The 22922-nt window shown below is 42.3% G+C and carries 21 protein-coding genes; 5 read left to right on the forward strand and 16 right to left on the reverse strand.

The window, feature by feature from the left end; translation table 11 throughout:
- Positions 1–207: 207 nt before the first annotated feature.
- Positions 208–1200 carry an NAD(P)H-quinone oxidoreductase gene (locus tag FTV25_RS04470; protein WP_180002284.1) on the reverse strand — a complete coding sequence of 331 codons (993 nt, stop codon included), beginning with the start codon at positions 1198–1200 and terminating at the stop codon, positions 208–210.
- 129 nt (positions 1201–1329) lie between these two features.
- On the opposite strand from FTV25_RS04470, the gene FTV25_RS04475 reads away from it, so the two are divergent.
- Both FTV25_RS04475 and FTV25_RS04480 read left to right on the forward strand, forming a co-directional pair.
- Positions 1330–1770, forward strand: a complete 441-nt coding sequence (locus FTV25_RS04475; RefSeq protein ID WP_180002283.1) for an N-acetyltransferase — start codon at positions 1330–1332, stop codon at positions 1768–1770.
- 24 nt (positions 1771–1794) lie between these two features.
- Entirely contained in the window at positions 1795–2145 is a 351-nt protein-coding gene (locus FTV25_RS04480) for a co-chaperone YbbN (RefSeq protein WP_180002282.1), read from the forward strand.
- A 17-nt stretch (positions 2146–2162) separates the two neighbouring features.
- Here the strand turns inward: FTV25_RS04480 and FTV25_RS04485 are convergent, their stop codons facing one another.
- The 6 genes from FTV25_RS04485 to cysD form a co-directional block, all read right to left on the reverse strand.
- Positions 2163–2423, reverse strand: a complete 261-nt coding sequence (locus FTV25_RS04485) for a DUF2798 domain-containing protein (RefSeq protein ID WP_034704953.1) — start codon at positions 2421–2423, stop codon at positions 2163–2165.
- An 18-nt stretch (positions 2424–2441) separates the two neighbouring features.
- A complete protein-coding gene (locus FTV25_RS04490) occupies positions 2442–2753 on the reverse strand; it encodes a DUF3861 domain-containing protein (RefSeq protein ID WP_180002281.1) in 312 nt (103 codons plus the stop codon).
- 9 nt (positions 2754–2762) lie between these two features.
- Complete coding sequence (locus FTV25_RS04495; protein ID WP_179992107.1) at positions 2763–3278, reverse strand: PadR family transcriptional regulator; 516 nt, start codon at positions 3276–3278, stop codon at positions 2763–2765.
- Between the two features lie 254 nt (positions 3279–3532).
- Complete coding sequence (locus FTV25_RS04500; RefSeq protein WP_180002280.1) at positions 3533–3799, reverse strand: hypothetical protein; 267 nt, start codon at positions 3797–3799, stop codon at positions 3533–3535.
- Between the two features lie 147 nt (positions 3800–3946).
- Positions 3947–5560 carry a sulfate adenylyltransferase subunit CysN gene (cysN, locus tag FTV25_RS04505; protein WP_159122809.1) on the reverse strand — a complete coding sequence of 538 codons (1614 nt, stop codon included), beginning with the start codon at positions 5558–5560 and terminating at the stop codon, positions 3947–3949.
- A 118-nt stretch (positions 5561–5678) separates the two neighbouring features.
- The gene (gene cysD / locus FTV25_RS04510) at positions 5679–6593 is read right to left on the reverse strand and encodes a sulfate adenylyltransferase subunit CysD (RefSeq protein ID WP_034170514.1); all 915 of its coding nucleotides are present in this window, start codon (positions 6591–6593) and stop codon (positions 5679–5681) included.
- A gap of 317 nt (positions 6594–6910) precedes the next feature.
- Here cysD and FTV25_RS04515 point away from each other — a divergent pair, with 317 nt between their 5' ends.
- From FTV25_RS04515 to FTV25_RS04525, 3 genes are all read left to right on the forward strand, one after another.
- The gene (locus tag FTV25_RS04515; protein WP_034704963.1) at positions 6911–7453 is read left to right on the forward strand and encodes a hypothetical protein; all 543 of its coding nucleotides are present in this window, start codon (positions 6911–6913) and stop codon (positions 7451–7453) included.
- 269 nt (positions 7454–7722) lie between these two features.
- Positions 7723–8358 (forward strand): YqiJ family protein, encoded by a 636-nt coding sequence (locus FTV25_RS04520; RefSeq protein WP_180002279.1) that lies wholly within the window; start codon positions 7723–7725, stop codon positions 8356–8358.
- Positions 8359–8409: 51 nt separating this feature from the next.
- Positions 8410–10128: a flotillin family protein gene (locus FTV25_RS04525; protein WP_180002278.1), complete on the forward strand. Its 1719-nt coding sequence runs from the start codon at positions 8410–8412 to the stop codon at positions 10126–10128.
- A gap of 102 nt (positions 10129–10230) precedes the next feature.
- Here the strand turns inward: FTV25_RS04525 and sucD are convergent, their stop codons facing one another.
- From sucD to sdhC, 9 genes are all read right to left on the reverse strand, one after another.
- The gene (gene sucD, locus FTV25_RS04530) at positions 10231–11121 is read right to left on the reverse strand and encodes a succinate--CoA ligase subunit alpha (RefSeq protein ID WP_005234623.1); all 891 of its coding nucleotides are present in this window, start codon (positions 11119–11121) and stop codon (positions 10231–10233) included.
- An 11-nt stretch (positions 11122–11132) separates the two neighbouring features.
- Positions 11133–12299 (reverse strand): ADP-forming succinate--CoA ligase subunit beta, encoded by a 1167-nt coding sequence (sucC, locus tag FTV25_RS04535; protein WP_180002277.1) that lies wholly within the window; start codon positions 12297–12299, stop codon positions 11133–11135.
- Between the two features lie 184 nt (positions 12300–12483).
- Entirely contained in the window at positions 12484–13917 is a 1434-nt protein-coding gene (gene lpdA / locus FTV25_RS04540) for a dihydrolipoyl dehydrogenase (protein ID WP_004782973.1), read from the reverse strand.
- 60 nt (positions 13918–13977) lie between these two features.
- A complete protein-coding gene (gene odhB, locus FTV25_RS04545; RefSeq protein ID WP_005234619.1) occupies positions 13978–15198 on the reverse strand; it encodes a 2-oxoglutarate dehydrogenase complex dihydrolipoyllysine-residue succinyltransferase in 1221 nt (406 codons plus the stop codon).
- A gap of 18 nt (positions 15199–15216) precedes the next feature.
- Positions 15217–18039 (reverse strand): 2-oxoglutarate dehydrogenase E1 component, encoded by a 2823-nt coding sequence (locus FTV25_RS04550; RefSeq protein ID WP_180002276.1) that lies wholly within the window; start codon positions 18037–18039, stop codon positions 15217–15219.
- Positions 18040–18861: 822 nt separating this feature from the next.
- The gene (locus FTV25_RS04555; protein WP_004782977.1) at positions 18862–19572 is read right to left on the reverse strand and encodes a succinate dehydrogenase iron-sulfur subunit; all 711 of its coding nucleotides are present in this window, start codon (positions 19570–19572) and stop codon (positions 18862–18864) included.
- A 14-nt stretch (positions 19573–19586) separates the two neighbouring features.
- Positions 19587–21485 carry an FAD-binding protein gene (locus FTV25_RS04560; protein ID WP_004782979.1) on the reverse strand — a complete coding sequence of 633 codons (1899 nt, stop codon included), beginning with the start codon at positions 21483–21485 and terminating at the stop codon, positions 19587–19589.
- 12 nt (positions 21486–21497) lie between these two features.
- Entirely contained in the window at positions 21498–21863 is a 366-nt protein-coding gene (gene sdhD, locus FTV25_RS04565; RefSeq protein ID WP_004782980.1) for a succinate dehydrogenase, hydrophobic membrane anchor protein, read from the reverse strand.
- Positions 21863–22261 carry a succinate dehydrogenase, cytochrome b556 subunit gene (gene sdhC / locus FTV25_RS04570; protein ID WP_034705238.1) on the reverse strand — a complete coding sequence of 133 codons (399 nt, stop codon included), beginning with the start codon at positions 22259–22261 and terminating at the stop codon, positions 21863–21865. The genes sdhD and sdhC overlap by 1 nt, the downstream gene beginning before the upstream one ends.
- Positions 22262–22922: the final 661 nt, after the last annotated feature.

Raw genomic sequence — 22922 nt, forward strand, 5'->3', positions numbered from 1 at the left:
ATCAAATACCAAACAATTTAGTCAGATTATATTTAAGCGCTAATTTACTCCTCAGTTTTGACAGGTTGTGTCGAACAATCGACACTTTTTACCGTTTTTTAAAATTTATACTCCTATTTCAAGCAATTAATTTAAATTATTTATCGTTTTTTATGCAAAATAAAAGCCAACAAAAGTTGGCTTTTAGTATTTCTATCACAAGAATAATTAGATGATTTCCACCACAATCTTACCGATATGTTCACCTGTATCCATCGCTGCATGCGCATCCTGAATCTGGTCAAACTTGAAGGTTTTATAGATCATCGGTAAACATTCACCTGTTGCCCAGAATGGTGCCACATGCTCTTTCAGGCCCTGGGCAATTTCAGCTTTCTCAGCCGTATTGCGTGCACGCATGGTGGAACCGGTAATGGTCAAACGCTTCATCATGATTTGACCCAGTTTTACCTCCTTAGCCTTAGCACCGCCCAGGAAAGCGATATAGACCAGGCGGCCATCGCGACGCAGCAGATTCAGGTTTTTCTCCAGGTACGGCGCACCCACCATATCCAGAATCACATCTACACCGGCATTATCTGTAGCTTCATTGATAACCTGTTCAAAGTCCTGGGTCTTGTAATTGATTCCTGTGGTCAGATGTGAAATCGCCTGGATTTTTTCATCACTACCTGCTGTCGCAAAGGTTTTGATGCCTAGAGATTTACATAGCATTAAGGCCGTGGTCCCAATCCCACTGGTACCGCCATGAATCAGTACAGTCTCTCCTGCCTTAGCCTTACCTATCTGGAACACATTTGCCCAGACAGTGAAAAAAGTTTCAGGAATCGCTGCAGCCTGTACAAAACTCACACCTTCAGGAATGTTTAAAGTCTGGCTTTCAGGCACGACGCAATATTCTGCATAACCACCGCCATTGGTCAGACCACAGACTTTGTCACCTACTTTAAACTGGCTTACTTCACTCCCGACTGCAACCACTTCACCGGCAACTTCCAGACCCGGTACAGGAGTCACGCCCTTAGGCATTGGATACAAGCCCTGACGCTGCAAGATATCCGGACGGTTAATCCCGAAAGCATGTACCTTAACCAGCACTTCGTCTGCTTTAGGCTCAGGGATGGCAACCGTTTCATAAGCGAGTTTCTCTACACCACCCGGTTCTGTAATGATGACTTGTTGCATGCTTTGTTGCGTCATGGATTCTTTCCCTAATATTCACGTTTCATATTTTTCGAACTTATTTGAACATAGAAATGCTATGGATTGAAGCAGCATGGACTTATGTATAATCAGCTGCCTATTTAGTAAATTGATATAAGACCACTGATGACAATAATTACAAAAGCGAAAGTAGAGGATATCGACGCTATTCTTGAAATCTGGTTCCAGGCTTCTTTAAAGGCGCATGATTTTATTCCTGCTAGTTATTGGGAAAATCAGCTGCTTCCAATGCGAGATGTATATTTACCCTTAGCAGAAAACTATGTCCTTAAAGAAAATCATACAGTGCTTGGCTTTGTTTCGTTATTAAAATCGGAAAATGTATTAGCTGCACTTTTCATTGATCCTGAGCAGCAAGGTGCTGGCTATGGCCGCCGTTTAGTTAATTTCTTAAAACAGCAATGTAATCAGCTGCATTTAAATGTCTATGCTGCAAATACATCAGCAGTCAGCTTTTATCAGAAGCAAGGTTTTAAGATTATCAATCAAGGAATCGATGAGAATACCGGTCAGGCTGAACTCACTATGAGCTGGTTTAAATCTTAATTTTGAAATGATGAGAGCAAATTCATGTCAGCAGTCATCCCCTACAATGAAGATAATTACAGTGACTTCGAATGGTTTGAAGGCCTTGCTGTGATCCGGTTCTATGCTGACTGGTGCAAGCCCTGTGTACAGAATTTTCCGGTTTTTGAGGAACTGGCAGCACAATATGCTGGGCACAACCCAGAAATTAAGTTCGGTAAAATCAATGTCGATCAATCACCGATTCTGACCTTACGCTATAACGTCTATGGCTTGCCCTCTACCCTGATCTTTAAAAATGGGCAGATCATTCATCGTATTGCGGGTGTGAAAAGCTTGTCTGAAATGAAATCTATTTTGTCTCAAGTTCTGAATAAGTCATCCGATTCCGACTGATTCGAATAAGCAATTTCTTATTTAGCAGATTGATCTGACATCTGCACAAACTGCATCAGGAATTTGCGTACCAGCGGCAATACAAGCAGAATCAGTGGAAATGCCACCAGCCATGACAGCCCCCAAGCATGTAACCATAGCGAGATAAACGCATCGCTCCAACCTTTATTCAGCAGCATATTAAAGCAGGAAATCGCACCGCTCATAATGCCGGAAAGGATTAAGGGCATTAACCAGTTCAGATGTTTTGGGTGAAATTTTGGGAGATTCTTTTTCATAAATGACCTTTAGAATACTTACTGTTCTTCACTTTGGGCTTTCACTGTCTGTTTTAAGGATTTCATAAACTGGGCAAATTGCGGCATGAATTCCTTGAAGAGTGGCAACTCTTTATTTTCCAGCATGACTTCACTAAACAGTTTTAAGCCGATAACAAATGCTTTGGTACTTTCCTCATCTAGCAACTGACTGGCTTGAAGTTTTTCCAGTATTTTAAAGATGTCATCGTGATTACCCACCTGAAACTGTAGCTCCTCAGTATAGGTTGATGGATTACCTTGGGCATCAGCCAGATGTTGAACAGTCACTTCATAGAGATGTTGTTTCATGTCCTGCTCCTACAGTTGACGGATATTAATTGCAGCCTGTTCAATCTGGGCAGCAATATCACTGATCTGCTCTGGACGAAGTTCATTTTGCAGTTTGAATCGTAGTGAAGCTTTCAGGCTTTCCATTGAATTATGGATATCGATATAGCGCTCATCTTCTTGAATGCGGCGACGGGTTTCAAAACGGCTAAGAACTCTTTGTAGAGTTTCCTGATTATCTTTCAGATGCTCACGACCTTTATCAGTAATGTGATATTGCTTACGTTCATCCACACTCATGATCACTTGGGTATATTGCTGTTCTTCAAGATAGTTAATTGTTGGGCAGATCGTACCTGTACTCGGCTTATAGTTACCTCCAACCAGCGCAGCTACATCTTTAATAATGTCATAGCTAAACTTGGGCGCTTGAGCAATAAAATGCAGCACGAGCAGTTTCATTTCACCTGCTTCAAAGAGCCGTCTACGAGGTTTTGGAGAGTTTTTTCGCTCTTCTTTTAATGCAGAATCAGAAGTTCTAGACATACAAAAGATATATCTTAAATTTAATTAAGATATATCTTATCATAGATAATATTGAATTTATTTCAAGTGAAGCAATAAAAGTTAAATTTAAGAAGAAAAAATAGGCACGAAATACTTGTGAAAAAATCCTTCATTATAAAGCCATTTTCTCAGTTGAGATTACAACAATTAACTAGGAACTTTTTTTATAGTTACTGTCTTATCTAAATGTATAAAAATAGATGATTTATAATCTTAGTCCCTCAACTTAAATTTTAACTTTTATATTCTCGCACCATCCGATCACTGACATCTTCCGGATAGCAAAACGGTGCATAACCACCAGCACGGTTATAAGCACTACGCTTGCCGCAACGACTACCATTACGCGCTGTATTGTATGGACAAGGACAATTTCCCGGATAGCTTTCAATCGACTGTTGAATAATCTTCTGTTTAATTGCTTCCGTACTTTGGCTGCTCTGCTTGGCTTCAGCTCCAAAAGCTGCACATAGTCCAACTAGTAATAATAATTTTTTCATACATTCCCCCCATCTACGGAGCATTGTATAAAGCTACATATAAATTGAAAGATCACATTTTGAATAACCGAATGATTTTCAAACATTCAAAATTCAGGCAATAAAAAACCCGCCTTACAGCGGGTTTTTCTTAAAATCAGTCCAGTCTTATAGACGAACCAATTCCACAATTTTCTCAGCCAGTTCTTCAACTGCATCGGCTGTGTAAGTCACATCTGTACCTTCTGCAAGGTCAGTAATCACCACCACACCTGTTTCACGTACAAGTGCAACCTGTACATCAGTCAGACCCGCTTTCGCAATTGCAACTACACCTTGCTGAATCAACAGGCTTTCAAGTGCTTGAGCATTTTCCAGTGCTTTCGCAGTTACAGTGACCGCAGCAGGTTTTTGACCTAAACGTGCAGCACGTGCTTCGGCAGTCACAGGCTCGTTGTGTGCAGTCCATTCCACTGCAGCTTCAACCATACCCGCACCAACAGTCACGTTGCTTAGACGGTCGATGAAGATGAATGAACCTGTGTAACGGCTATCTTGATAACGGTCAAATACCACTGGCGCATCAAATTCGATGGTCACATCAGCAATTGCATTCAGATCCAGCTGCTCTACTTGTAGTTTTTCCAATGTATTGACATTGGTACGGTAGTTAATTTTCGCAACTTTCGCTGGAATAGTTTGAGTACCAAACTTCACATTATAAAGTTTGCCAACCACGAGCGGTTGATCGTTCATCCACACTACAGACGCACGTGCAGAACGTGAAATCAGTGGTTGTTCGCCAGCTTTTACCAACACGTTACCACGTGAAATATCGATCTCATCGTTCAGTGTTAACGTAACAGCTTGACCAGCTACAGCATGATCCAGATTGCCATCAAAAGTGACAATTTCTTTTACTGTTGATTTCTTGCCAGATGGCAGCGCAACAATTTCATCACCAACTTTCACTTCACCCAGTGCTATGGTACCGCAGAAACCACGGAAGTCGAGGTTAGGACGGTTGACATACTGAACTGGGAAACGGAATTCATCTTTGCTGGTATTACGTGTAATTTCAACGGTTTCCAAAGTTTCCATTAAGGTCTGACCTTGGTACCACGGCGTATTTGGTGATTTGTTTACAACGTTATCACCGTTCAACGCAGAAATTGGCGTGAACACAATATTTTCAGGTTTACGATCGCCCAACTGGTTCACGAACTCGTTGTATTCAGCCTGAATTTCATTGAAGCGTGCTTCAGAGAATTCAACCAGGTCCATTTTGTTCACTGCAACCACGATATTACGAATACCTAATAGGCTCGCAATAAATGAGTGACGACGTGTTTGAGTCTGAACACCGTAACGCGCATCGATCAGGATAATTGCAAGATCCGCAGTAGACGCACCAGTTGCCATGTTACGAGTGTACTGTTCGTGCCCTGGGGTGTCGGCAATGATGAACTTACGTTTTTCAGTAGAGAAATAACGGTAAGCTACGTCAATGGTAATACCTTGCTCACGTTCAGCTTGCAGACCATCGACAAGCAGCGCCAAGTCAGGTGCATCGCCTGTGGTACCTACTTTTTTAGAGTCACGGGTAACCGCTTGCAGCTGATCTTCATAAATCAGTTTTGAATCATAAAGCAGACGGCCGATCAGGGTTGATTTACCATCATCCACGTTACCGCAAGTCAGGAAACGCAATAAGTCTTTATTTTCGTGCTGTTTCAAATAAGCCAAAATATCTTGGCTAATAAGTTCTGATTGGTGAGACATCGCTCATAGCTCCACAAATACATTGAAATCGGTTTCTTTTAATCCCTCTAAATCTCCCTTTGTTAAGGGAGACTTTTTTCTCCCCTCTTTGAAAAAGAGGGGCCGGGGGAGATTTCTCTTAGAAGTAACCTTCCTGCTTTTTCTTTTCCATCGAACCTGCTTCGTCATGGTCGATCATACGGCCTTGACGTTCAGATGTGGTCGCTAAAAGCATTTCCTGGATAATTTCCGGTAAAGTTGTTGCAGTTGATTCAACCGCACCTGTTAATGGGTAACAACCTAAAGTACGGAAACGAACCGATTTCATTTGTGGCACTTCGCCTGGATTCAGGCGCATGCGCTCATCATCAACCATGATCAGTGTACCATTACGCTCAACGACTGGACGTTCAGCAGCTAAGTACAATGGAACAAGTTTGATATTTTCAAGGTAGATATATTGCCAGATGTCTAGCTCCGTCCAGTTAGACAATGGAAATACACGAATACTTTCGCCTTTGTTCACTTTACCGTTATAAAGATTCCAAAGTTCTGGACGCTGGTTTTTCGGATCCCAACGGTGTTTAGAGTCACGGAATGAATAAACACGTTCTTTGGCACGTGATTTTTCTTCGTCACGACGTGCACCACCGAAAGCAGCATCAAACTGATATTTATCCAGTGCCTGTTTCAGACCTTGGGTTTTCATAATGTCAGTATATTTAGAGCTACCATAGTCGAATGGGTTTACGCCCGCATCACGACCTTCTTTGTTCTGATGCACGATCAGATCAAAGCCATGTTCTTTGGCCATGTTATCACGGAACTTGATCATGTCTTTGAATTTCCAGCCGGTATCTACATGAAGTAGCGGGAATGGAAGTTTTGCAGGATAAAACGCTTTCAGTGCTAAATGCAGCATAACTGCTGAATCTTTACCGATTGAATAAAGCATAACCGGATTTTCAAACTCGGCAGCAACTTCGCGAATGATGTGAATACTCTCAGCTTCAAGCTGTTTAAGATGAGTAAGTCTTTCCTCATTTAATGACATGGACAACCTGCGTATTACACGTGTACTTATTACACTTTATAAAATTTATATTCATTATAGTGATTAACTTTTCATAACGATTGCTTGTTTTGTGATATTCATATATTAAAACGTCATATAAAAATTCACTAATATCAACTATCAGTTTTTATGAATCTGATAGCTTAGCTAAATAAAGACAATTGATTGTTTAGTCAAAGCACTCTGGAAGATTACTTTTAGCAATGAAATGATATATTAATCATCTAAACGGACAGTTCACATCGTGGTGAAAAAAAATTAGAGTAGGATTAGTTCTTCCAATTTATAAACTATGTATGCCTTATAACGAATTTGATTTAGATACTTTAAAATCCCGTCTGGAACAGGCAAAACTTGCCGGTTTTATTTACCAGCACCAGCAACATATTTTGGTTCTTCAGGAACCCTATACTGAAGATGGCAGTCCTTTAAACATTTATATCCAGCATGAATTGACCGCGGATCAGATTGGCATGCAGTTTGGCCTGCGTAAGCTGAACGGTCAATGGGAATACCTGCTCGGTATGACTTATAGCAACCAGCAGGCAGGTTACGAAATAGGTGCCGGCAATCTGAGAAGTGATCAAAAAGCTTTCAATCTGCTTTATGCTTTCTATAACTATCCTAAAGCCTTTTTCTTGGTGGCCCTTCCTTTGTCTGCAAATACTCAGGCATTGGAACAGGCTCTCGACGAACAACTATTTAATCAGCCTGAACTTAAATTTCTGGAGACTGCAGTAAAAACCAATCCAATGGGCGAACAGGTGCAATGGATGAAGAACTATATCCTGCAACAAGCCCTAGAAATGAAAGTCCGTATCCAGACCGCCATCCTTTAATTCTTTTATACATCTACCTAGGGACAGAAAAGCAAATGTACACAATTGCTTTTCTATTCTTGAGATAAAACCTCAGATTCGCCCACCTATAAAATAGTCGACATTTATTTGCAGCTAAGAAAAGCTCATCACATATTGTTAAATTTTGGATTTTATCAAGCTATCCCGATTGGGATTTTTGTTGTTTTTTGCTTACAATTTTATTAATAACTGTTATCTTTAACAGGGTCATAAAATTTCTATAAAACCATAATTAGAGACAGAAACTCATGTGGGAACTGTTCATTCATCCTTCCAACATTGTATTTAGTATCAGTTTAAGCCTGATGCTGATGTTTGCTGCCTTGGAATGTGTCTTGCTGATGCTGGGAGGTGGTTCCCAGAATATGTTCGAACAATTTCTGCCTGAAGAACCGCTTCATCCGGAAGTAGGTATTGATCAGCAGACCGGCCTGTTCAATAAAGTATTCGACTGGCTTTATCTGGGTCGCCTGCCTCTCTTTATCTGGCTCATTATTTTCCTGACCAGTTATGGTCTGAGCGGTTTATTGATCCAAGGCCTGTTCGAACGATTTACCAGTCAGCTTTTAAATGCATGGATTATTTCCCCTGCCTGTTTATTTTTATGCATGCCGATTGTACGTGGGCTGTCCGTGCTTGCTGCCAAAATTCTGCCTCAGGATGAAACCATCGCGATCTATAGCGATGAACTGATCGGACGAACCGCCACGATTATTCTGGGAGATGCCAAAGCTAACTCCCCTGCTCAGGCCAAAGTTCAGGATCAGCATGGTAAGACCCATTATGTGCTGGTCGAACCTGAACGCAATGAAATATTTAATCAAGGTCAGACAGTGGTTCTGACTCAAAAAACTAAAAATGGCTTTCAGGTTATTGAACTTTAATTAAACCAATTTCCTATAAAAATCAAGCTTGCCCAAAGAGACTTTATAACAATGCTAAATTTTGATTTATATAATGTTTTGATTATTGCAGGGATTATATTCGTTGGCCTAGTCACCTTCGGATTAATCATTGCACGTTTATACCGTCGCTCCAGTAAAGAAATTTCTTTTGTGCGTACCGGTTGGGGTGGTGAAAAAGTGATTCTAGGTGGCGGAGCTTTGGTGCTACCGGTGCTACATGAAATCATTCCCGTCAATATGAATACCCTACGGCTGGAAGTCCGTCGCGCCGATGATCAGGCGCTGATTACCCGTGATCGCATGCGTGTCGATGTCATGGCTGAATTCTATGTACGTGTGAAACCAACGGCTGATTCGATTGCTACGGCAGCACAAACTCTTGGTCAAAAGACCATGTCGCCAAATGAATTAAAGAATCTGGTTGAAGGGAAATTTGTCGACTCTTTACGCGCCGTTGCCGCTGAAATGGCCATGGAAGAATTACATGAAAAACGGGTCGACTTCGTACAAAAAGTACAGCAAGTGGTATCTGAAGATCTGCACAAAAATGGTCTGGAACTGGAAACTGTTTCTTTAACTGGCTTAGATCAAACTGGCTTTAAATATTTCAATCCACAAAATGCTTTCGATGCTGAAGGTTTGACCAAACTCACTGAAACGATTGAAGATCGTCGCCGTAAGCGTAATCATATTGAACAGGATACAGATCTGGCCATTAAAGCCAAAAATCTGGAAGCCGAGCAAGCACGTCTACAAATTATCCGTGAAGAAGAATATGCCAAGCTGCAACAGGAACGTGAAATTTCGATTCGCCGCGCTGAACAGTTAGCTGAAATTGCAGCTCAGGAAGCTGCAAAAAAACGTGAAGCGGAAGAAGCTCGTATTGCTGCTGAACGTGAAGTAGAACTGAAACGCATTTTGGCGGCTCGTGATGTTGAAAATGAAAACATTCAGAAAGCCCAGCTTATTCAAAAAGCCCAAGTTGAACAGAAGAAAACTATTGAACTGGCTGAACAGGATCGTGCAATTGCGATTGCAGAAAAATCACGTGCTGAATCTGAAGCCAAAGCTTTAGCTGATCAGGCACGTGCTCAAGCGGTTAAAGCGGAAGAAGAAGTCGTTACTGTCCGTCAGATCCAGCAAGCTGAACGTCAAAAAGCAGTTGAACTGGTTGCAGCCAAAGAACAGGCTGAGAAAGATGCAATTGCCATTACCGTTGCAGCTGAAGCTGGCAAACAGGCAGCAGCTGATGATGCAGAAGCGGTTCGTATTGCCGCTGAAGCCGAAGCTGAAAAAGTTCGCCTGAAAGCTAAAGGTGAAGCGGATGCCAAAGTATTACTTGCTCAAGCGATGGAGAAACAGTATCAAGTCGATGCTGAAGGTACCCGTGCAGTGAATGAAGCAAATAATGTACTGTCATCTGAACAGGTGGAAATGCAAATCCGCCTAGCCATGCTGAAATACCTGCCTGAAATCATTCGTGAAAGTGTTAAGCCGATGGAAAACATTGATGACATCAAGATTCTACAAGTCAATGGTTTACATGGGGCACATGCAGGTTCTTGCCAGGCAGATGCCCATCATGAAGGCGGAAATGTTGCTCTCTCCGATCAGGTGGTAAATAGTGCTTTGCGTTATCGTAGCCAGGCACCTTTGATTGATAGTCTGATGAATGAATTAGGCATTCAGGGCGGTGACATCAATGGCATGACTCAAAGCCTGAAAGCTAAAGCTGGTGTAGATAACTAAATACTCAATTTTCGAATTATCATTTAGTTAGACTTTAATTTACTTTTACAGCAATTATGAAGAAGCCCTCAATAATGAGGGCTTCTTTATCAGCTTAAGAAATTAAGCCAAACCTTTTTCTTTCAATACCTGGAGCATGGTTGAACCCAACTCTGCAGGACTACGTGTATACGCCATTCCCGCGCGTTCAAAGGCTGCAAACTTCTCTTCAGCAGTTCCTTTACCGCCAGAAATAATGGCACCTGCGTGACCCATACGCTTACCTTTCGGCGCTGTTACACCAGCGATATAACCTACCACTGGCTTGGTCACATGTGACTGAATATACTCAGCTGCTTCTTCTTCCGCAGTACCGCCAATTTCACCAATCATGATAATGGCTTCAGTTTGTGGATCTTCCTGGAACAGTTTCAAGCAATCAATCTGGTTCATGCCTGGAATCGGATCACCGCCAATCCCGATACAGGTAGACTGTCCAAGACCTAGTTTAGTGGTTTGTGCAACCGCTTCATAAGTCAAAGTACCTGAACGTGAGATAATGCCGATTTTACCTGGCTGGTGGATATGACCTGGCATAATCCCGATCTTACACTCGCCTGGCGTAATGATACCCGGACAGTTTGGACCAATCAGACGTGTGCCATTACCATTGGTTTCCAGATAACGTTTGGCTTTCAGCATATCCAGTGTTGGTACACCTTCAGTAATCACAACGATCAGCTCAATACCTGAGTCAACGGCTTCTACAATAGAATCAAGTACAAAAGGTGCTGGCACATAAATCACAGAAGCATCAGCTTGGGTTTCTTGCACCGCTTCACGCATGGTATTAAATACTGGCAGATCCAGATGTGATTGACCACCTTTGCCCGGTGTTACCCCACCAACCACTTTAGTGCCATAGGCAATAGCCTGTTCAGAGTGAAATGTACCGTTCTTGCCTGTAAAGCCTTGGACTAAAACTTTGGTGTCTTTATTAATTAATACGCTCATTGTGATACTCCTTAAGCTTTTACTGCAGCAACAATTTTTTCTGCAGCATCGGCCAAGCCATTTGCAGAAATCAATTTCAAACCCGATTCATCCAATAACTTGGCACCAAGCTCTGCATTGTTCCCTTCAAGGCGAACAACTACAGGCACAGTGACATTTACTTCCTGAACCGCTGCAATAATTGCCTCAGCAATCATGTCACAACGTACAATTCCACCAAAAATATTAATCAAGACACCTTGTACAGAAGAATCTGCCAAGATAATTTTAAACGCTTCAATTACACGCTCTTTGGTTGCACCACCGCCCACATCCAGGAAGTTGGCTGGCTGGCCACCATACAGTTTGATAATGTCCATAGTTGCCATCGCAAGACCGGCACCATTAACCATACAACCGATATTGCCTTCTAACGCTACGTAGTTCAGATCAAATTCAGATGCTTTCAGTTCACGCTCATTTTCTTGTGATTTATCACGTAAAGCAGCAACTTCAGGCAGACGGTACAGTGCATTCGAATCAATACCGACTTTGGCATCGACACAAAGAATGTCGCCATTTTCACGAACAGAGAGCGGATTAATTTCAAACAGTGCAAAATCATTTTCGACAAAGGCTCGATAAGCAGCTGTCATGACTTTAACAAATTGATTGATCTGGCTATCTTTTAACTTAAGTGCAAATGCCACTTCACGCGCCTGAAATGGCAATAATCCTACTAAAGGATCAACTTCGACTTTAATGATTTTTTCAGGATTTTCTTCTGCAACTTTTTCAATTTCAACACCACCTTCAGTGGATGCCATAAAAGTAATACGACGGCTAGAACGGTCTACCACTGCACCTAAATAGAGTTCACGCTCGACCGGATAAACATCTTCAGACACCAAAATACTATTGACTGGTTGACCATTTGCATCGGTTTGATAGGTCACTAAACGTGAACCAATAATCTGATTGGCATATTCAGCTGCTTCTTCAGCCGACTTTACCACTTTTACCCCACCCGCTTTGCCACGACCACCTGCGTGAACCTGCGCTTTTAATACCGCAAACTTCCCACCAAGCTGCTCAAAAGCATGTACTGTTTCCTCAGCATTGGTAGCAAGAATACCTTCTTGTACAGGCATCCCATATTTTTTTAATAACGCTTTTGCTTGATACTCATGTAAATTCATTGATTAACCTTTTACTACTTATTTGACTTTGTTATTACACGTATTCCCAATATTTCTTGGTTCACATCAATCAATATTGGTATTTTTGGATCTTAAATTTTACTTATCTTTATTTTTAGATGATTATTCATTCAAAAACAACCACCAAATGTAAAAAGAGCGGCCGGAGCCGCTCTTTGAAGAATTACTTACGCTTGCGTTGGATTGCGTGAATCGCACGACCATCGACTGCAAGAGCAGCTTCATGTACGACTTCAGAGAATGTTGGGTGACCAAACGTCATCAACTGTAGATCTTCAACTGAAGATACAAACTCAAGTGCAATCATACCTTGGTGAACGATGTCAGACGCAGCAGGTCCAATCACGTGCATACCAAGTAGACGGTCAGTTTTTGCATCAGCAACAAACTTCACGAAACCGGCACCTTCACCAGCAGCCAAAGCACGACCATTTACAGCAAAACCGAATTGACCAGTTTTCACTTCATGACCTTTTTCTTTGGCTTGCTCTTCTGTTAAACCTACCCAAGCCGCTTCCGGGTGAGTGTAGATGACAGAAATGATAGTATCGTAGTTCACTTGAGCAGCATGACCGTGGATACGTTCAACAGCCATTACGCCTTCTTCCATTGCTTTATGTGCAAGCATTGGACCACGTACCAAGTCACCGATTGCGTATACGCCTTCAACAGAAGTTGCACACCAGTCGTTTACCTCAACCAGACCGCGCTCAGTCAGTTTGATACCTGAGTCTTCAGCCAATAGGCCTTCAGCATAAGCACGACGGCCTACACAAACGATCAGCTTATCGAAAGTCTGTTCTTTGTCTTCGCCGCCCTGGCTGTATTTAACAGTCACTTCACGACCGTTAACTTCAGTACCAGAAACTTTTGCACCAATGCGGATATCAAGACCTTGCTTGGTCAGCAGTTTTTGGTAGTCTTTTGCCAATGCTTTGTCAGCCATTGGCAAGAATGCGTCCATTGCTTCAAATACAACAACTTCCGCACCCAGACGACGCCATACTGAACCAAGTTCAAGACCGATTACACCAGCACCAATCACACCAAGACGTTTAGGCACTTCTGGGAATTCAAGCGCACCAGTTGAGTCCACGATCAGGTCTTGATCTACAGGAGCAACTGGAATATTGACTGGTACAGAACCAGATGCAAGGATGACATATTTAGGCTCTAAAACCTGAGTTTCACCTTCATGCGGTACAAACTCAACTTTTTTACCAGCAAGTAATTTACCAGTACCTTGTAACCATTCAATGCCATTACCTTTAAGTAACTGCGCAACACCACCAGTCAATTGCTCAACGACTTTGTCTTTACGCGCCAGCATTTTAGACAAATCGAAAGCAACTTCACCCGTTGTAATACCGTGGTCATCTAAATGCTTAACAGTATCTTCATAACGGTGAGAAGAATCTAGAAGTGCTTTAGAAGGAATACAACCTACGTTTAAGCAAGTACCGCCTAAAGAAGGTTTACCTTTATGAATACGTTTTTCGATACACGCAACTTTAAAACCAAGCTGTGCAGCACGAATTGCAGCTTCGTAGCCACCTGGGCCACCACCGATTACAACTAAATCGAATTGTTGAGACATTATTCTCTCCAAAAATGGGCCTAGAGGATCACCCTAAGCCCATGGATTTATTCTTTAGAATTAAAGATCAAGGATCAGACGAGCTGGTTCTTCTAACAATTCTTTGATTGTTACAAGGAAACCTACAGCTTCTTTACCATCGATTAGACGGTGGTCATAAGAAAGCGCTAGGTACATCATTGGCAAGATTTCAACCTGACCATTCACTGCCATAGGACGTTCCTGGATTTTATGCATACCCAGAATCGCAGTTTGTGGAGTGTTCAAGATTGGAGTTGAAAGCAATGAACCGAAAGTACCACCGTTGGTAATTGTGAAAGTACCACCAGTCATGTCTTCGATTGCAAGTTTACCTTCACGCGCTTTACCAGCGTATGCACGGATACCGTTTTCAACTTCAGCATAGTTCATGCGGTCTGTATCACGAAGTACAGGAACCACCAAACCACGGTCAGAAGAAACTGCTACACCGATGTCATAGTAACCATGGTAAACGATGTCATCGCCATCGATAGACGCATTCACTGCTGGATAGCGTTTCAGTGCTTCAGTCGCAGCTTTAACGAAGAATGACATGAAGCCTAGACGTGCACCATGACGTTTTTCAAACGCTTCTTTGTACTGGTTACGCATTTCCATGATTGGTTTCATGTTTACTTCGTTGAACGTAGTCAACATTGCTGTTTCTTGAGTTGCAGCAAGCAGACGTTCAGCAACACGTTTACGCAGACGAGTCATTGGAACGCGTTTTTCAATACGTTCGCCAACCGCAACGCTTAACGGTGCAGCAGCAGGCGCTGCAGGTTTAGACTGATGGTTCGCAACATCTTCTTTAGTAATGCGACCGCCACGACCTGTACCAGATACGTCAGCAGCATTGATACCAGATTCAGTCAATGCTTTACGTACTGCTGGAGCTTGGTCTTGAACCTGTTGACGCTCAACGATCGGTGCATTACCCGCTTCAGTTTTTGCAGCAGCTTGCTCTACTGATGCTTCAGTTTCAGATTGAACTGCTTGAGTTTGAGTTGCGCCAGATACGGCACCCTCTTCAAATTGTGCAATCACTTCAGCAGAAAGCACTGTATCGCCTTCATTTTTAACGATTGATGCAATTGTACCGTCTGCAGGAGCAACAACTTCTAAAACAACTTTATCAGTTTCAATATCACAGATCACTTCATCACGTGATACTGCTTCACCTGGTTGTTTGTGCCAAGTTGCGATCGTACCGTCCGCAACTGACTCTGGAAATACCGGTGCTTTAATTTCGGTTGCCATTATTTAGAATCTCCTGGATTATTCAGCATCGATCGCTAGAGCGTCGTTAACGAGCTGAGCTTGTTGTTTTGCATGCAAGTATGGTGAACCACACGCCGGTGCAGCTGAAGCTTCACGGCCTGCGTAACTAATACGGATTTGTTTGCCCGCTTTCATCACATCGTCATATAAACGAGGCGCGATGAACAACCAAGCACCTTGGTTTTTCGGTTCTTCTTGTGCCCAAACCAGTTCTTTCACGTTTGGATACTGAGCAAGAACTTCTGCAAGACGTGCTTCTGGGTACGGATACAATTGTTCAATACGTACAATTGCAGTGTTGTTCATTTCTTTTTCACGACGTTTTTCAACCAGATCGTAGTAAACCTTACCACCACACAATACCAGACGGGTTACGTCTGCTTTGCTGATGTTGTCTACTTCGTCGATCACAGTCTGGAATGTACCGTTAGCCAGTTCTTCCAGGTTAGACACCGCCAATTTGTGACGAAGCAATGATTTAGGTGACATGATGATCATTGGTTTACGGATCGGGCGGATTGCCTGACGACGTAACGCGTGGAAGATCTGTGCAGGTGTAGTTGGAGTCATCACTTGCATATTGTCTTCAGCACATAGCTGCAAGAAACGTTCCAGACGTGCAGATGAATGCTCAGGACCTTGGCCTTCGAAGCCGTGTGGCAGAAGCATAGTCAGACCACATACACGTTCCCATTTGGTTTCACCAGATGAGATGAACTGGTCGATCACCACCTGTGCACAGTTTGCAAAGTCACCGAACTGAGCTTCCCAGATGATCAGGCTCTTAGGAAGAGTAGTCGCGTAACCGTATTCAAATGCCAGTACTGCCATTTCAGACAATAAAGAGTCATAGATCGCAACACGCGGTTGGTTCTCTTTAATATGGCAAAGTGGAATATAAGTTGAGCCATCTACCTGGTTATGCAGTTTTGCATGACGGTGTGAGAATGTACCACGACCCACGTCTTCACCAGTTAAACGGACCAGATAACCATCATCTAGCAGTGATGCATAAGCTAAAGTTTCAGCAGCACCCCAGTTCAGTGGCATTTCACCAGTTTGCATTTTCAGACGGTCGTCAATCACTTTAGAAACCTGACGCTGCATCACGAAACCTTCTGGAAGCTCACGCATTTTGCGACCAAGTTCTTTAAGACGTTCTAGATCACACGTAGTATCCCACTCGTCTGTATATTCATGACCCAGGTAGGGTGTCCAGTCTACGAACATTTTCTTGTTCGGCTCTAGAACCAGAGCATTGGCAACATGTTTACCTGCTTCAAGATCAGAGCGGTATTGTTCAACCATTTGATCTGCAGTTGCGCGATCAAGCACACCTTCTTGAACCAGTTTGTCAGCATAAAGCGTACGAGTGGTCGCTTTCTTGTTGATCACTTGGTACATCATTGGCTGAGTTGCAGCTGGTTCGTCCGCTTCGTTATGACCACGACGACGGTAACAGAACATGTCGATCACAACGTCTTTACGGAAAGTATGACGGAAATCGTGGGCAAGCTGAGCAACAAACAACACAGCTTCAGGATCATCACCATTTACATGGAAGATCGGCGCCTGAATCATTTTCGCGATATCAGTACAGTATTCTGTAGAACGCGCATCACGTGGATCAGATGTGGTGAAACCAACCTGGTTGTTCACTACGATATGAACTGTACCACCTACTGTGTAACCACGAGTCTGTGACATCTGGAAGGTTTCTTGGTTTACGCCCTGACCTGCAAATGCAGCATCACCGTGAACAATGACTGGCAATACGTCATCACCGCCAATGTCTTTACGACGGACTTGACGTGCACGTACAGAACCTTCAACTACAGGTCCAACGATTTCAAGGTGAGATGGGTTAAACGCCAATGCCAAGTGAACTTCACCACCTGGAGTCATCACGTTAGAAGAGAAACCTTGGTGATACTTAACGTCACCAGAACCTTTCTTGTGTAGTGATTTGCCTTCGAACTCACCGAACAGGTCAGCCGGGTTTTTACCCATGATGTTAACCAGAAGGTTCAGACGACCACGGTGTGGCATACCGATCACGACTTCTTTACAGCCTACAGAACCGGCACGCTGGATCAATTCATTCACCATAGGAATGAAAGATTCACCGCCTTCAACACCAAAACGTTTTGCACCCACGAATTTATTACCGAGGTATTTTTCTAGACCTTCAGCCGCAGTTAAACGTTCAAGAACATGTTTTTTCTGATCAGCACTTAGTCCATATTGACCACGTGCACTTTCAAGACGTTGCTGGATCCAGCGTTTTTCTTTGGTATCCACGATGTGCATGTATTCAGCACCGATAGAGCTACAGTAAGTCGCTTCCATCGCTTGGACCATTTCGCCCAAAGTCGCTGCTTCCTTACCAATCGCAAGGTTACCGGTATTGAATATGGTGTCCAGATCAGACTGAGTTAAACCGTGCGCAGAAAGATCAAGATCTGGCACAACTTCGCGTTTAGCCAGACCTAATGGATCCAATTTTGCTTTTTGGTGGCCACGGTTACGGTACGCAGCAATCAGCTGTAAAACGCCAATTTGACGACGTTCATGCTCTGAACTAACTGTCGATTGGATAACAGGCTGAATACGGCTTGAATTGCGACCTAAAAGTAGGAATTGCTCACGTACATTGCTGTGTGGTTGATCACCTTTTGGGAATTTATCGAAGTACGCTCTCCAGTCAGCACCCACTGAGTCTGGAGCAGTGAGGTACTGCTCATAAAGTTCTTCAATATACGCTGCACTATCAGCGGAAAGTTCAGTGTCAAGACGCAGAGCGTCAGCAACTTCTTGCATTTGTGGACCCATTTCCTATTGCAAAAACATTTTCAGGATGCTTTTTAAGCAAAACCCAGGATTAGTAATGTCAAATTGATAATTCAACATTAGTCCCCCATAAGGCATAAGCCATGAGGCGTTATCACCACACCAAGAAAATTCTTGATATGTTTAATGAACAATAACGCCCCTCAGCGGCATCATCACTCATTGAATACCCGATCGTGACCGAGCAATTTTTTGCAAATCGACTTAGAAAAAACAAAGATTTAAACTATATTTTTTCTAAAGCGACTTTGACTTACATTTATATACTATTCTCAACCTCTTCCGTGTTTAAAAAATGTACATCGGCCCACACATTTTTTAAATATAGTCTTGTGCTAAATGCTATCACGATCTCGACTAATCAATTGATTTTTTTGACGAGGAACGCATGTTTTTTAGTCAAATACTTCTATCAGAAATTACTCTAACATAGGGAGCTTTAAATGAAAAACACATTCAGCGTAGACCAAAGTCCTACATCTTTTTGATAAACAAAAAGAGAGTAAATCTTCCAATCCACTCCCTTTGCAACTTTGCGTTATATAATAACATTATTGAAAACCTTTTTCAGTCCAGAATTACATCTAAAAATCATAAATACCTCAAACAACATCATAATAGTGCATAAATCCGACCAAAATGTTCTGCAATGATTCATTACCCGATTTGATCATATGAGATACAGCACCAATAACAGCAGTTTCCACGACCACTGTTCGTTTATGGAGCCCTATAAAGCAAAAAGCACACCAAGTGGTGTGCTTTTTGAAAAACTGTTTATTGCAGTCTAAATTAGCCAGCCATATCTAGAAGCATGTTACGGATGTGACCGATTGCTTTAGTAGGGTTCAAGCCTTTAGGACATACAGATACACAGTTCATGATACCTTTACAACGGAACAGAGAGAACGGATCGTCAAGACGAGCCAGACGCTCTTGAGTACCTGTATCACGCGAATCGATGATGAAACGGTATGCATTCAATAATGCTGAAGGACCCAAGAACTTGTCTGGGTTCCACCAGAATGATGGGCATGAAGTTGAACAACATGCACAAAGAATACATTCATACAGACCATTCAAGTGTTCACGTTCTTCAGGAGACTGCAGACGCTCTTTAGGAGGTGCAGGCTGGTTGTTGATCAAGAACGGATGAATCTTGTTGTACTGGTCGTAGAACTGGTTCATGTCAACTACAAGGTCTTTGATTACTGGAAGACCAGGTAGTGGACGAATCGTGATTTCATTTGGTAAATCGTTCAGGTTCCAAAGACACGCCAAACCGTTTTTACCATTAATGTTCACACCATCAGAACCACAGATCCCTTCACGGCATGAACGACGGAATGTCAAAGATTCGTCCTGTACTTTTAATGCAAGAAGCGCATCAAGCAACATACGGTGCTTATCAGTCAGTTCAAGCTTAAAAGTTTGCATATACGGTGCTTTATCCTTATCAGGATCGTAGCGGTAGATATGAAATGTACGAGTACCTCTACTCATCTTTAATCTCCTGATTAGAATGTACGTGGTTTCGGTGGAATTGCATCAACCGAAAGTGGTTTGTAACGCACTGGCTTGTACTCAAGACGGTTATCAGCAGAGAACCACAAGGTGTGTTTCATCCACTCGTCGTCACGACGGCCATATGGATACTCTGGGTGATCTGGTGGTAATTCGAAATCTACCACAGTGTGAGCACCACGACATTCTTTACGTGCAGCAGCTGAAATCAAGGTCGCTTTAGCAACTTCATACAGGTTTTCAACTTCTAGAGCTTCAATACGTGCAGTATTGAATACTTTAGATTTGTCTTTCAAGTGAATGTTGCGAACACGCGGCTCAATTGCAAGAATTTGTTTTACACCTTCTTCAAGCAGCGCAGTTGTACGGAATACACCCGCGTGGTCTTGAACGATGTCACGGATTGCATCAGCAACTTCTTGAGCATTCTCACCAGTTGTTGATTCATCCAGCTTACGAACACGCTTAATTGTGTTTTCAAGCACAGTTGTAGGAAGCGGTTCATACTCATCACCGTGGTGTTTAGTCACGTAGTCGATGATGTGCTGGCCAGCAGCCTTACCAAATACAACCAAATCAAGCAGTGAGTTTGTACCTAAACGGTTTGCACCGTGTACAGATACACATGAACATTCACCGATCGCATAGAAGCCTTTCACTGGTTTCGTGAAGTTGCGACCTTCTTGGTTAGTAGAATAGGTATCAGTATTCTTGTCGTAGTTCGTTACTAGAGCTTCAGATTCTGGAGACTCAGGAACAACTACCTGACCATGAATATTTGTAGGAATACCACCCATTTGGTAATGGATTGTAGGTACTACAGGAATTGGCTCTTTAGTAATGTCAACGTTCGCGAATTTCTTACCAATCTCGAATACAGATGGCAGACGTTTCATGATGGTGTCAGCACCCAAGTGAGTCATATCAAGAAGGATATAATCACCTTTAGGACCACAACCACGACCTTCTTTGATTTCCTGGTCCATAGAACGTGATACGAAGTCACGAGGAGCCAAGTCTTTCAGAGTCGGTGCATAACGTTCCATGAACGGTTCGCCGTCTTTATTACGAAGGATTGCACCTTCACCACGACAACCTTCAGTCAACAGTACGCCTGCGCCCGCAACACCTGTAGGGTGGAATTGCCAGAATTCCATATCTTGTAATGGAATACCTGCACGAGCTGCCATACCAAGACCGTCACCAGTGTTGATATATGCGTTAGTAGATGCACGGTAAACACGACCAGCACCACCTGTAGCGAACAATGTAGCTTTCGCCTGGAATACGGCAATTTTACCAGTTTCCTGATCGATTGCTGTCACACCCAGTACATCACCAGCTTCGTTACGGATCAGGTCAAGCGCGATCCATTCAACGAAGAACTGAGTACCCATTTTCACATTGCTTTGATAAAGCGTATGAAGAAGAGCGTGACCTGTACGGTCGGCTGCAGCACATGCACGTGGAACTGCTTTTTCACCGTAGTTTGCAGAGTGACCACCAAATGGACGTTGGTAAATCGTACCGTCTGCGTTACGGTCAAATGGCATACCTAAATGTTCTAATTCGTATACCACTTGCGGTGCTTCGCGAGTCATGAACTCGATCGCGTCTTGGTCACCTAACCAGTCAGAACCTTTAACTGTGTCGTAGAAGTGGTAATGCCAGTTATCTTCTTGCATGTTACCAAGAGATGCACCGATACCACCCTGCGCTGCTACAGTGTGAGAACGTGTTGGGAATACTTTAGTCAGTACCGCAACTTTCAAACCTGCTTGAGCAAGTTGGTAAGAAGCGCGCATACCAGAACCACCACCACCAACGATAACTGCATCGAAAGTTTCGTGTGGAATATTTGTGTAATCTTCTTTAGGGGTTATAGCGCCCATGATTGTTTCCTATCAATTCGCCCAAAAAATCTGGATTGCCCAGATCGCATATGCAAATACAGCAATAATCACTGCTGAAGTCAGTACAAGGCGTAAACCTGATGCTGATGGACCCATTTGACGAGTAGTCACATAGTCAGTGAATACCTGCCACATACCGATCCATGCATGCGCAACAAGAGATAAGACTGCCAACAAAGACATGATCTTCATTGGAACTGTCATCATAAAGCCGTACCATTGCTCGTAGTTGAAGCCACCATTCAGTAGGATCCAACCAAACACCACAACGGTATAAACAGCTAGAACTACAGCACTGATGCGTTGGACAAACCAATCACGAGAACCTGAACCTGTTAAACCAGTAGCACTTTTCATTAGAGTACGATCCATACAAATGCTGCAACAATACCGATTGCAGACAAGATTAATGAAATAGTAGCTGCAGTACGACCGCTTTGCAGTTCTTCTGCAACGCCGATATCTGCAAGTAAGTGCTTAATACCAGTGAACAAATGATAAATTAAGCCGGCTACAAATACCCATACGATAAAGCGGACAAAGAAACCGTTAAAGATTTCCTGCACTTCAGCAAAACCTTCTGCTGAAGACAATGATTTATCCAACAGCCACAAAAGGACCGGTACGAGTAAAAATACGATGACACCTGAAAGACGGTGTAGAATTGATGCAATAGCCACGGGTGATTTTAAGTTTACTTCTAAAACTTGACCCATGGACAAATTGACAGGTCTGTTGCTTTTCACAGCGGGCATCCTGTAGTTAAAAACTCCATCCGGAGTTTGTTGGAATTAATTCGAAGGAAAGCTGGCATTATCAGGCAAATACATGCCTAAACATAAAACGACACTGAATTATAAAACGTGAACTATTAAAATACAAACAACTGTATTTGGCTTTTTGAACAAAAAACCTTTAAATAAGAATCATTAACAATAACTTTAAGTTCTCCCCCACTTACTTTATCTTCATATTCTCATTCTAGATATTTGTTTTTTAATAATTAACTTGATTAATTTAGTCTGTTATCTAGCCAAGCTTCGACTAAGTAGATTTAGACTAAAGATGAACAGCAAAAATATAATTTCGATCCTAAGTCCTTATTAATCCCAAGTAAAATCATAAGGATATATTTCACAAATAAATAATGACTATTTATATAAAGGTATCTCAATTTAGAATTTTTATACTAAAACCTACTTATCTCTTTGTAGATCATAGTTTTTTTGATGTTTTTAGACATTTTATATTCAAAAAAACACTTATTTATTTTTGTTTAAGTTGTATTAAACAAAGTGAAGCAAATTTACGAGCTATTTTTTAGCCGATTAAACAGAGCCAAAAAGAAAATTTATTGCTTTTATTTATAATTCAAGTTTGAAGTAAAAACTTAAGGAAATCGATGTAAGTTACGAG

It is taken from the genome of Acinetobacter sp. YH12249, assembly GCF_013417475.1.
Taxonomy (GTDB): Bacteria; Pseudomonadota; Gammaproteobacteria; order Pseudomonadales; family Moraxellaceae; genus Acinetobacter.

Bases quoted from the DNA above. Each gene is read 5' to 3' on its own strand.
- FTV25_RS04470 (WP_180002284.1), bottom strand. From the start codon at position 1,200: ATGACGCAACAAAGCATGCAACAAGTCATCATTACAGAACCGGGTGGT.
- FTV25_RS04475 (WP_180002283.1), top strand. From the start codon at position 1,330: ATGACAATAATTACAAAAGCGAAAGTAGAGGATATCGACGCTATTCTT.
- FTV25_RS04480 (WP_180002282.1), top strand. From the start codon at position 1,795: ATGTCAGCAGTCATCCCCTACAATGAAGATAATTACAGTGACTTCGAA.
- FTV25_RS04485 (WP_034704953.1), bottom strand. From the start codon at position 2,423: ATGAAAAAGAATCTCCCAAAATTTCACCCAAAACATCTGAACTGGTTA.
- FTV25_RS04490 (WP_180002281.1), bottom strand. From the start codon at position 2,753: ATGAAACAACATCTCTATGAAGTGACTGTTCAACATCTGGCTGATGCC.
- FTV25_RS04495 (WP_179992107.1), bottom strand. From the start codon at position 3,278: ATGTCTAGAACTTCTGATTCTGCATTAAAAGAAGAGCGAAAAAACTCT.
- FTV25_RS04500 (WP_180002280.1), bottom strand. From the start codon at position 3,799: ATGAAAAAATTATTATTACTAGTTGGACTATGTGCAGCTTTTGGAGCT.
- cysN (WP_159122809.1), bottom strand. From the start codon at position 5,560: ATGTCTCACCAATCAGAACTTATTAGCCAAGATATTTTGGCTTATTTG.
- cysD (WP_034170514.1), bottom strand. From the start codon at position 6,593: ATGTCATTAAATGAGGAAAGACTTACTCATCTTAAACAGCTTGAAGCT.
- FTV25_RS04515 (WP_034704963.1), top strand. From the start codon at position 6,911: ATGCCTTATAACGAATTTGATTTAGATACTTTAAAATCCCGTCTGGAA.
- FTV25_RS04520 (WP_180002279.1), top strand. From the start codon at position 7,723: ATGTGGGAACTGTTCATTCATCCTTCCAACATTGTATTTAGTATCAGT.
- FTV25_RS04525 (WP_180002278.1), top strand. From the start codon at position 8,410: ATGCTAAATTTTGATTTATATAATGTTTTGATTATTGCAGGGATTATA.
- sucD (WP_005234623.1), bottom strand. From the start codon at position 11,121: ATGAGCGTATTAATTAATAAAGACACCAAAGTTTTAGTCCAAGGCTTT.
- sucC (WP_180002277.1), bottom strand. From the start codon at position 12,299: ATGAATTTACATGAGTATCAAGCAAAAGCGTTATTAAAAAAATATGGG.
- lpdA (WP_004782973.1), bottom strand. From the start codon at position 13,917: ATGTCTCAACAATTCGATTTAGTTGTAATCGGTGGTGGCCCAGGTGGC.
- odhB (WP_005234619.1), bottom strand. From the start codon at position 15,198: ATGGCAACCGAAATTAAAGCACCGGTATTTCCAGAGTCAGTTGCGGAC.
- FTV25_RS04550 (WP_180002276.1), bottom strand. From the start codon at position 18,039: ATGCAAGAAGTTGCTGACGCTCTGCGTCTTGACACTGAACTTTCCGCT.
- FTV25_RS04555 (WP_004782977.1), bottom strand. From the start codon at position 19,572: ATGAGTAGAGGTACTCGTACATTTCATATCTACCGCTACGATCCTGAT.
- FTV25_RS04560 (WP_004782979.1), bottom strand. From the start codon at position 21,485: ATGGGCGCTATAACCCCTAAAGAAGATTACACAAATATTCCACACGAA.
- sdhD (WP_004782980.1), bottom strand. From the start codon at position 21,863: ATGAAAAGTGCTACTGGTTTAACAGGTTCAGGTTCTCGTGATTGGTTT.
- sdhC (WP_034705238.1), bottom strand. From the start codon at position 22,261: ATGCCCGCTGTGAAAAGCAACAGACCTGTCAATTTGTCCATGGGTCAA.